Here is a 10,658-nt window from a genome sequence, read left to right as displayed (position 1 = left end):
CCCATGACCAGCGCAACCGTCTTGACCGTCATCCTGAACTACCGCACGCCCGACCTGACGATCAGCGCCTGCGAAGCCGCCATGCGCGAGATGCAGGATCTGCCCGGCGAGATCGTGGTGGTCGACAATGCCTCGGGCGATGGCTCGTTCGAGAAGCTTTCCAACGCCGCCACCGACTATGGCTGGCTGGCCAGCGGCAAGCTGCGGCTGGTGCAAAGCGGGCGCAATGGCGGCTTTGGCGCGGGGATGAACGTGGGCATGAACGCGGGTCTTTCGAACGGGGCCGCACCCGATTTCTATTACCTCTTGAATTCGGACGCCTGGCCCGATCCGGGTTGCATCCGGGGCCTGCGCGATTTCCTGCTGGAAACCCCCGATGCCGGTCTGGCCGCCAGCGCCGTGCGCGGCATCGACGACGATCCGCACCGTACGGCCTTTCGCTTTCCCACCGCCGCGGGCGAGTTCGAGGCGGCCGCCCGGACCGGCCCGCTGAGCCGCCTGCTGCGCGACCATATCATCGCGCCCCCCCTGCCCGCGCGGCGCACAAGGGTCGACTGGGCCTCGGGCGCCAGCCTGATGATCCGGCGCGAGGTGATCGCGGCGACCGGTGGGTTCGACGAGCGATTCTTTCTTTATTTCGAGGAAACCGACCTTTGCCGCCGTGCCCAGGCCGAGGGCTGGAGCACGCATTACCTGCCTGACGTGGGTGTGGTGCATATCGGCTCGGCCAGCACCGGCATGAAAAGCTGGAACCGAACCCCACAATACTGGTTCGATTCCCGGCTTCACTATTACCTCAAGACCCATGGGCGAGCCTATACCGCCGGTGCCACGCTAGCGCTTGTGACCGGTGCCGCCATCTGGCGCCTGCGCCGTCTGGTGCAGGCCAAGCCGCAGGCCGACCCCGACCGTTTCCTGACCGATCTGGTCAGCCATGCGTTGCGCGCCGCGCTGGGCCGGTCAAGTACCGCCCCCACCCCAATTGCCGCCATTCCGGAGGACAGCAGATGAGCCTGACCCATGTCGTGATCGGAAACGAATCCCTGTTGATCGGATGCAGCGAGATGCTGCTCGAGCGCGGGCACCGCATCGCCGCCGTCGTTTCCACCGATGCCGAAATCGCCACCTGGGCGCGGGGCAAGGGCCTCGCCCATATGCGCGAGATCTCGGAACTGGAGCCGCATCTGGCGGGCGCCGGGTTCGACTGGCTGCTTTCCATCGCCAACCTGCGGGTAATCCCGCAGGCGGTGCTGACCCTGCCGCGTCGGGGGGCGGTCAACTTTCACGACGGACCGCTGCCGCACTATGCCGGGCTGAACACTCCGGCCTGGGCGCTGATGGCTGGTGAAACCCGCTATGGCGTGACCTGGCATCTGATCGAAGGCGGCATCGACGAGGGCGACATCCTGGCGCAACAGATGTTCGACATCACCGAGGATGACACCGCGTTCTCGCTGAACTCCAAGTGCTATGGCGCGGCGCTGGACAGTTTCGCACGGGTGGCCGACCAGCTGGAGCAGGGGCTCGAACGGCAGGCGCAGGATCTGAGCCAACGCAGCTATTTCGGGCGCGACGCCCGGCCTGCCGCCGCCGGGCGGCTGGACTTCACCAAACCCGCTGCCACGCTCGCCGCGATGGTCCGGGCGCTTGACTTCGGTGATTATGCCAACCCGCTGACCTGCGCCAAGATCGTGGCCGGCGGGCGGGTGCTGGCTGTTGGTCATGCCCTTGCCGAAGGCCGCTCGGGCGCGCTGCCGGGCACGGTTCTGTCCACCAGTGCCGACCGCCTGACCATTGCCTGTGGCGAGGGCGATCTGGTGCTGAGCGGATTGCGCCCGCTGGATGGCGCGCCGGTCGATCTGACCGCGCTGACGCCCGAGGGGCAACGCCTGCCCGCGCTTTCTGCCACCGAGAGCGCTGCGCTCGACCATGCGCTTGCCGCCGCGCTACCCGCCGAACGGCATTGGCGCCTGCCTCTCGCGGCGATGCGACCGTTGCCTGTGCCGCTGGCCAGCGGTGACATGGCCGGCACGCCGGCGCCGCACCGTCTTGCGGTTCCACACGGTCTGGGCGAAGCCGCTCTGATGGCCTCGGTCGTCGTCTGGGCCTTGCGGAGCAGCGGCGAGGACTATGGCGATCTGGCCTTGACCATCGGCGCCATGCAGCAGGCCGCCGCAAACGGCTATGTCAGCGGTTGGGTGCCTTTGCAGGCGGCGCTGACCTCAACCCGCGCCGACCTGATAGGCTGGGTCGAACAGACGGCCCAAGCCGCCCGCGCCAAGGGCGCGCCCCCCGCCGACCTGATGCTGCGCGACCCGCGCATTTCCCACCGGACCATACCACAAGTGGCGCTGGCGCTGGATGGCGCCGGGCCGGTTCCGGGGGCGGTACTAACCGTGGCGCTGGACCGGGGGCATGCCACGCTTTTTGCCGATGCCGCGCGGCTCGACCCGCGCCAGACCGAGATCCTGGCCCGGCGGCTGGAAACCGCGATGCATGCGATGGGCCGCGCGCGCGACACCGATACCGTCTCCGCGTTGCCGGTTCTGCCGGCGTCGGAACGCTCGACCATGATCAGCGACTGGAACCGCAGCGCCCGCGATTACGACCGGACGCTGACCATACACCATGCTTTCGAGGATCAGGCCGCCCGCACACCCGAGGCCCCGGCGCTGGTCTTTGAGGGGCAAACGCTCAGCTACGCAGCACTCAATGCCCGCGCCAATGCGGTGGCCGCCCGCCTGTGTGAAATGGGCGCCGGTCCGGGCAGCCATATCGGCATCTATCTCGACCGCGGCCCCGAGTTGTTGATTGCGGCGCTGGCCGCGCTCAAGGCGGGCGGCGCCTATGTGCCGCTCGACCCCGCCTATCCGGCCGACCGTATCGCGCACTACGTTAGCGACAGCCGCGCCGCGATCATCGTGACCAATGGCGCCCGCGCACAAAGCCTGCCCGACACGCAGGCGCAGATCCTCGACCTTGGCCCGCTGGCAAATGCCAGACAGCCCGAGAATGTCGATGGCGGTGCCAGCGCCGACGATCTGGCCTATGTGATCTATACCTCGGGCTCGACCGGCACACCCAAGGGGGTGATCGTCGAGCACCGCAATGTGGCCAATTTCTTTGCCGGGATGGACGACCGTATCGATCATGTCAATGGCGGCGTCTGGCTGGCGGTCACCTCGCTGAGCTTTGACATCTCGGTTCTGGAGCTGTTCTGGACGCTGGCGCGCGGCTTCAAGGTGGTGCTGAGTTCCGACGAGAACCGCGCCGAAGTGTCGAAAGGCCCAATCGCGGTCAGTGACCGGCCGATCGACTTCAACTTGATGTATTGGGGCAATGACGACGGGCCGGGGCCGAAGAAATACGAACTGCTGCTCGAAGGCGCGAAATTCGCCGATGCGCACGGGTTCAACGCGGTCTGGACGCCGGAACGCCACTTCCACGCCTTTGGCGGCCCCTATCCGAACCCCTCGGTGACCGGCGCGGCGGTGGCTGCGGTGACAAAGAACCTGAGCGTGCGCGCGGGCTCCTGCGTGGCGCCGCTGCACCATCCCGCACGCATCGCCGAAGAATGGGCGGTGATCGACAACCTGACCGGCGGGCGCGCGGCACTTGGCATAGCTTCGGGCTGGCAGCCTGACGATTTCATCCTGCGCCCGGAAAACACGCCGCCGCGCAACAAGCCCGCCATGTTCGAGACCATCGAGACCCTGCGCAAGCTCTGGCGCGGCGAAGCGGTGGAGTTCCCCAAGGCCGATGGCACCATGCACTCGGTCGTCACCCAGCCGCGCCCGGTGTCCAAGGAACTGCCGCTCTGGGTCACCACGGCGGGCAACCCGGAGACCTGGCGCGAGGCTGGGTCCATCGGCGCCAACGTGTTGACCCACCTTCTGGGCCAGAGCATCGACGAGGTGGCCGACAAGATCCGCATCTATCACGCCGCCCTGCGCGAGGCGGGCCATGACCCGGCCGGTTTCAAGGTGACGCTGATGCTGCACACCTATCTGGCCGATACCCGCGAAGAGGCCGCGCGCATCGCGCGCGAGCCGATGAAGGATTACCTGCGCTCGGCCGCCGGACTGATCAAGCAATATGCCTGGGCCTTCCCCGCGTTCAAGAAACCCAAAGGGGTGACCAACGCCTTTGAAATGGACCTAGGGGTGCTGAGCGGCGACGAGTTGGAGGCGATCCTTGATTTCGCCTTCGAGCGGTATTTCGAGGACTCAGGCCTGTTCGGCACCATCAACGATGCGGTGGCCCGCGTCGAACAGCTCAAGCGCATCGGCGTCGACGAGGTTGCCTGCCTCATCGACTATGGCATCGACCCCGCCGTGGTGCTGGAGGGGCTGAAACCACTGGCCGAGGTTTTGAGGCGGGTCCGCGCGCCCAGCGCGCTGGCCGAGGATGATTTCTCGCTCGCGGCCCAGATCGTGCGCCATGAGGTGACGCATATGCAATGCACGCCCTCGATGGCGCGGATGATCGCCATGAACGACGAGGCGCGCATGGCGCTTGGCCGGGTCAAACACCTGCTGCTGGGCGGCGAGGCGTTGCCGGGCGACCTGGTCGAGGATCTGCGCGAGGCGACTGGCGCCCGTATCCTCAACATGTACGGGCCGACCGAGACGACCATCTGGTCCACCTGCGCGCTGGTGCCACCCCGGGTCGAGGGCACGGTCGATATCGGCCAGCCCATCGCCAACACCACCGTCTATGTGCTGGACAGCAGCGGGCAACCCTGCCCCATCGGCGTGCCCGGAGAGCTGCATATCGGCGGCGAAGGGGTAACACGCGGTTATTGGCAGCGCCCCGAACTGACGGCCGAGCGGTTCCCGCGCGATCCCTTTGCCGCCGAGGCCGGTCTGACCGTGACCGCCGCACCGCAGATGTATCGCACCGGCGATCTGGTGCGTTGGCGGGCCGACGGGCAGCTCGATTTCCTGGGGCGCAGTGACCATCAGGTCAAGATCCGCGGCCAGCGGATCGAACTGGGCGAGATCGAGGCGGCAATGGCCTCTTATCCCGGTGTCACCGGCGCGGTGGTGATCGCCCGCGACATCGGCGGCGACACAAGGCTGGTGGGCTATGTCACCACCGGCGGGCCGGTCTCGGATGCAGCCCTGCGCGCACATCTGGCCGCGCGCCTGACCGAGGTGATGGTGCCCGCCCATATCGTGACGCTCGACGCGTTTCCGCTGACGCCCAACAAGAAGATCGACCGCAAGGCCCTGCCCGAACCGGTGCAGCAGCGCGCCGCGCCCAGCGCCCCCTCGGAACCCGCCAGCGGCGCCGAGGCGCAGATCGCCGCGATCTGGTCGCGCATCCTGGGCGTCGGTGATATCCGGGCCGATGACAACTTCTTTACCCTTGGCGGGCATTCCCTGCTGGCGGTGCAGGCCCATCGCGAGATCCGCGCGGCGCTGAACGTGCCGAACCTTCCGATCACCGACATCTTCCGCTTTCCCACGCTGGGCGGGCTGGCCGCGCATCTGTCACAAGGCAGCATCCCGGACGCGCCGACACCGCCAACCGTCGACAGCGAGGAACGCGCCAGCACGATGTCGCGGCGGCGGGCGATGCGGGCCAGCCGACAGGAACGGGTACGGTGACAGGGCCGGCGGCCTCCAGCGCGCTGATGCTGGCGGCGCCGCTGCTGGATACGCGCGTGGCGCTGGCCGCGACCGACCCCGCCGGGCCGCACCAGGCCTATCCGGAAGAACTGGCCGCCCTGTCCCGCGCCACCGCCAAGCGGCAGCGCGAGTTTGCCGCCGGGCGCGCCGCCGCCCGCCTCTCGCTGCGCGAACTGGGCGCCCCGGCTTTAGCGATCCCTATGGGAAACGACCGGGCGCCGGTCTGGCCGCCGGGGCTGGTGGGCAGCATCACCCATACCGACAGCGCCTGTCTGGCCGCCACCGCATGGGAGGGCGAGATTCGCCTCCTCGGGCTGGACATGGAGCCCGACACGCCACTGGACACATACCTGTTGGAAACCGTGTGCACCCCCGCCGAACGCGACTGGCTGGCCAGGCAGGACATGGCCGGGCACTGGGCCAAGCTGATCTTCTCGGCCAAGGAAAGCGCCTACAAGGCGCAATACCGGCTGAGCCGCGCCCTGATCGGGTTCGACGCCATCGCGGTCAGGCCCGATCCCGTGAGCCAGAGCTTTGCCGCCACCTTTCAGACCGATGTACCGCCCTTTTCCAGGGGTGAAACACTGCACGGGCGTTTTGCGCGCGGGGGCGGGCTGATTATCACAGTACTGGCCGTTGCCGCGTGAAATCCGAATGAGGTTACGCTAGAAAGCCCCCATGTTGCGCGCTGTTCTACCCACCCTCCTGATCCTTGCGATTCTGATGGCCGGTCTCTGGTGGGGCTGGCTGCGACCGCGCCAGCCCGACAGCGCCGTGGTGGATGCTGCCTATGCTCGACCGCTGCCACCGCCTGCGGGTGCGATGACAGTGTTTCACCTGGGCCACAGCCTGGTTGGACAGGACATGCCGGCGATGCTGCAACAGCTGGCCCCAATCGGGCATGACTATGCCAGCCAGCTGGGATGGGGCACCACGCTCAAGGCGCATTGGGAGCCGGATGAGGGGATCAATGGCTTTGAGCAGATGAACGACCATCCCCGCTATCGCCCCGCCGATACCGCGCTGCGCTCGGGCGACTATGACGCGGTGATCCTGACCGAGATGGTCGAGCTGACCGATGCGATCAGATATTTCGACAGCGACCGCTATTTCAGCAAATGGGCCGGACTGGCGCGCGAGGCCCGACCGGACGCACGAGTTTTTCTCTATGAAACCTGGCACTGGCTGGACGATCCCGATGGTTGGCTCAGCCGCCTGGACCGCGACCTGGTTGAACTCTGGGAAAACGAGATCCTGCTGCGCGACCTGGCCCGCAACCCCGACAACCCCGCCCATGTGATCCCGGTGGGTCAGGTCCTGTCCCGCTTCGTGCGCGCGCTTGAGGCGCGCGGCGGCGTGCCGGGTATCGACGGGCCCGAGGCGCTGTTCGGCACAGATGAGCAGGGTCGGCTCGACACCATCCACATGGGCGATCTGGGTAACTATCTGATCGCGCTCACCCATTACGCGGTGCTCTATCAGAGCTCCCCCGTCGGCCTTCCCCACCAGTTGAACCGGGCCGATGGCAGCCCCGCCCTTGCCCCCTCGCCAGAGGCCGCGCGCCTGATGCAAGAGATCGTCTGGCAGACCGTCACCAGCTATCCAAAGACCGGAGTCCCGCAATGAGCTGGATCACCAGCCTGATCGGCATTCTCTTCATCGGCCATTCGCTGTTCGGCCCCACCAACCCCCAGATGCTGTCACAGGTGCTGGAGGGGCGCGAGGTGCGGGTTGCGGCGCAAATCATCAACGGCGCGCCGCTGTCATATCAATGGGACAATGGCAGCGGTGCCGAGGGCGTAAACGCGCGCGAGGTCCTGCCCCGCGGTGGCTTTGATGTAGTGATCCTGACTGAAGGCATCCCGCTGGCCAACCAGATGCAGTATAACGACAGCATCGGCTCGGCCCGGCGCTATTACGATCTGGCCCTGTCCGCGAATCCCGACACCCGGGTGTTCCTGCAAGAGACGTGGCACGATCTACGATCGGGCAGCGGCATCGATATCGCCTATGACGAGGGCGACGACGTGCCGTGGCGCGAGCGGATCGAGGCGGATCTGCCGCGCTGGCAATCCATCGTCGACGGTGTCAATGCCACCCGCCCCGAGGGCGCACCACCGATGCAGCTGTTGCCCGCCGGACAGGCGATGCTGGCGCTGACCGATGCCATCGCAGCCGGGACCGTGCCGGGGGTCGACCGCATCGCGCAGCTCTTTTCCGACGATATCCATCCTAACGATCTGGGCTTCTATTTCCTGACCATGGTGCAATATGCCGTCGTGACCGGGGAAAGCCCGGTGGGCCTGCCCCGGCGGCTTCAGGATCGCTGGGGCAAGGCCTATGACACCCCCGATCCGGCGCTGGCGCAGCGGTTGCAGGAGGTGGCTTGGACCGTGGTGCAGGGGTTCGAGGCGCCCGAGCCACCCGCGCCGCAACCGGTGACCACCCCAGAACAGCCACTGAACGAACCCGCCACCGAGCAGGCAGGAGAGCCGGCCGAGCCGCGACAGGGCTTTGTCCCGCCGCCCGTGCCCGAGGGGCCGGTCCCGGTGGCGATCGGGCTGGCCGGGGTCAATGACTGGTCGGTCCAGCAACCGTTTCTTGACGTGTTCAAGACCGCCCGCCCCTGGATCGGCCACTTGCCCCGACAATGGGGTGGTGTCGATCATGCGCAGCTGCAAGAGGCCGGTTACCTTGACCCGAATGGCTGGGTGATGGCGATCCCGCCCGAACTGGGCTCGGTCGGGACGCTGATCCTGACCGACCTGCCCGAAGAGGCGGTCTCGACCGCCGGGCGCTATGTGCTGCGCTTTGCCGGGCAGGGCGTGGTCGAGGTTTCGGGCCGGGCCGAAAACGTGCGCTATGGCAAGAACAGCGTCAGTTTCGATTTCAGCCCCGGTCCCGGATCGGTCGATATCCGCATCCAGCGCACCCATCGCGGCGGCGATTATGTGCGCGATATCTCGGTGGTCAAAGAAGAGCATCTGGACGCCTACCGGGCGGGCGGCCTGTTCAACCCGCTGTGGCTGGATCGGCTGATGGGCTTTCGCGCGCTGCGCTTCATGGACTGGATGCAGACCAACGACTCGCAGCAATCGGCCTGGGCCGACCGTCCCCGGCCCGACGAGTTCACCTGGGCGATGAAGGGCGTGCCTCTCGAGGTGATGATCGAGCTGTTGAACCGCACCGGCGCCGATGGCTGGTTTAACATGCCGCATCTGGCCGATGACGACTATATCCGCCGCTTTGCCGAGAGGGTGCGCGACGATCTGTGGATCGAACAGCGCGCCTATGTCGAATTGTCCAACGAGGTCTGGAACTGGCAATTCACCCAGGCGCAATGGGCCGAGGATCAGGCTCGCGCCCGCTGGAACAAGAAGGATCACTGGGTCAGCTACTATGCCGCCCGCGCGGTCGAGATGGCCGATATCTGGACAGATGTGTTCGCGGATCAGGCCGAGGCGCGGCTGATCCGGGTGATCTCGACCCAGACTGGCTGGCTGGGGCTTGAGGAGATGATCCTGGACGCGCCCATCTGGACCGCCGAGGAGCCGGGCCGCGCCACCCCCGCCCGCCATTTCGACGCCTATGCGGTGACCGGCTATTTCGGCGGCACGCTGGGATGGGAGGACCGGCTGCCGCTGGTCCGGCAATGGCTGGCCGACAGCCGCGCCGCGGCCGAGGCACAGGCCGATGCACAAGGGCTGAGCGGCGCGGCACGCGACGACTATGTCGCAAAGCACCGCTATGACCTGGCCAGTGCGCTGGCCTGGGCCGAGCTGCGCGACGGTGCCGCCAGCGGCAAGGTCGAGGACACGCTGCTGGGGAACCTGAGCGAACGCCTGCCCTATCAGGCCGATGTCGCGCGTCGATATGGGCTGAATCTGATCATGTATGAGGGCGGCAGCCATGTGGTGGGCAGCGGACCGCTGGTGGACGATGCGGAACTGGCTGCTTTCCTTACGCATTTCAACTACACGCCCGAGATGGGAGAGCTTTATACCGACCTGGTCCGGGGATGGCACGCGCTGGGCGGCGGACTGTTTACCGCCTATGCCGATGTCTATCGGCCCAACAAATGGGGCAGCTGGGGTCACCTGCGCCATCTCGACGACAACAACCCGCGCTGGGACGCGCTGGTGGAGTTTCTGAAGTGAGCCGCTGGCTGAGCATTATCCTCCCCGCCCATGACGAGGCAGCGTGGATCGGCGATTGCGCCCGCGCGCTCCTGGCCTCGGACCCGCTGCCCGCAGGCTGGCGGTGCGAAGTGCTGGTGGTGGCCAATGGCTGCACCGATGACACCGCCGCACGCGCGCGCGGCTTTGCGGACCAGGCGGCGGCGCGCGGCTGGGACTGGCAGGTACTGGAACTGGCCGAGGGCGGCAAACTGGGTGCGCTCACCGCCGGGGATGCGGCAGCGCGAGGCGAATTGCGCGCCTATCTGGATGCGGACGTGCGTCTGGATGCTGCATTGCTGGCACAACTGGTCGCCGCGCTCGACACCGAGGCGCCCCACTATGCAAGTGGCGCCCCCCGCGTAGCCCCGGCAAAGAACCAGATCACCCGTCTTTACGCGCGGTTCTGGCAAGGCCTGCCCTTTGTCGCAACCGGCGTTCCCGGCTTCGGCCTGTTTGCCGTCAATGCTGCCGGGCGCGCGCGCTGGGGGAATTGGCCCGATATCATCTCTGACGACACCTTTGTACGGCTGAGTTTCACACCGCAAGAACGCCTGCGTGTGAAGGCTGGCTATGACTGGCCCATGGTCGAGGGTTTTGCCAATCTTGTGCGTGTACGGCGGCGGCAGGATGCAGGCGTGGCCGAGGTTGCGCGGCTCTATCCGCATCTGCCGCAGAACGATGGTACACCCGCTCTGGGCTTGCACGGCCTGATCCGGCACCTGCTGCGCGACCCGCTGGGTTTCGCCGTCTATGCAACCGTGGCGCTCACGGTGCGGACGCCGCTTTACCGGCCCCGGTCCCGCTGGGACCGGGGCCGGTAAAGCGGCGGGGCGCCAGAAAATTCGAC

General features: G+C 66.9%; 6 protein-coding genes. All 6 read left to right on the top strand.

All coding sequences use genetic code 11. The annotated features are described in order from the left end of the window. The first annotated feature begins 3 nt into the window (after positions 1 to 3). Genes AC2FL1_RS11460 through AC2FL1_RS11435 form a run of 6 tightly spaced genes read left to right on the top strand, consistent with a single transcriptional unit; the run spans position 4 to position 10,632 of the window. Positions 4 to 1,011, top strand: a complete 1,008-nt coding sequence (locus AC2FL1_RS11460; protein ID WP_496877008.1) for a glycosyltransferase family 2 protein — start codon at positions 4 to 6, stop codon at positions 1,009 to 1,011. Next, positions 1,008 to 5,612, top strand: coding sequence for a MupA/Atu3671 family FMN-dependent luciferase-like monooxygenase (locus tag AC2FL1_RS11455; protein ID WP_496877007.1), 4,605 nt, complete (start codon positions 1,008 to 1,010; stop codon positions 5,610 to 5,612). Before AC2FL1_RS11460 ends, AC2FL1_RS11455 begins: the two co-directional genes overlap by 4 nt. Continuing rightward, positions 5,609 to 6,280: a 4'-phosphopantetheinyl transferase family protein gene (locus tag AC2FL1_RS11450; RefSeq protein WP_496877006.1), complete on the top strand. Its 672-nt coding sequence runs from the start codon at positions 5,609 to 5,611 to the stop codon at positions 6,278 to 6,280. The genes AC2FL1_RS11455 and AC2FL1_RS11450 overlap by 4 nt, the downstream gene beginning before the upstream one ends. Before the next feature lie 31 nt (positions 6,281 to 6,311). Next, on the top strand, positions 6,312 to 7,259 hold the full coding sequence (locus AC2FL1_RS11445) for a hypothetical protein (protein WP_496877005.1): 948 nt from the start codon (positions 6,312 to 6,314) through the stop codon (positions 7,257 to 7,259). Continuing rightward, on the top strand, positions 7,256 to 9,790 hold the full coding sequence (locus AC2FL1_RS11440; RefSeq protein ID WP_496877004.1) for a hypothetical protein: 2,535 nt from the start codon (positions 7,256 to 7,258) through the stop codon (positions 9,788 to 9,790). Before AC2FL1_RS11445 ends, AC2FL1_RS11440 begins: the two co-directional genes overlap by 4 nt. After that, positions 9,787 to 10,632 (top strand): glycosyltransferase family 2 protein, encoded by an 846-nt coding sequence (locus AC2FL1_RS11435; protein ID WP_496877003.1) that lies wholly within the window; start codon positions 9,787 to 9,789, stop codon positions 10,630 to 10,632. The genes AC2FL1_RS11440 and AC2FL1_RS11435 overlap by 4 nt, the downstream gene beginning before the upstream one ends. Positions 10,633 to 10,658: the final 26 nt, after the last annotated feature.

The organism is Ruegeria sp. YKSF070 (genome assembly GCF_059612725.1).
This window is presented reverse-complemented; position numbering and strand designations above follow the sequence as displayed.

What these genes read in the sequence shown, in the direction of transcription:
- AC2FL1_RS11440 (WP_496877004.1), top strand. Translation starts at nt 7,256, where the DNA reads ATGAGCTGGATCACCAGCCTGATCGGCATTCTCTTCATCGGCCATTCG.
- AC2FL1_RS11455 (WP_496877007.1), top strand. Translation starts at nt 1,008, where the DNA reads ATGAGCCTGACCCATGTCGTGATCGGAAACGAATCCCTGTTGATCGGA.
- AC2FL1_RS11460 (WP_496877008.1), top strand. Translation starts at nt 4, where the DNA reads ATGACCAGCGCAACCGTCTTGACCGTCATCCTGAACTACCGCACGCCC.
- AC2FL1_RS11445 (WP_496877005.1), top strand. Translation starts at nt 6,312, where the DNA reads ATGTTGCGCGCTGTTCTACCCACCCTCCTGATCCTTGCGATTCTGATG.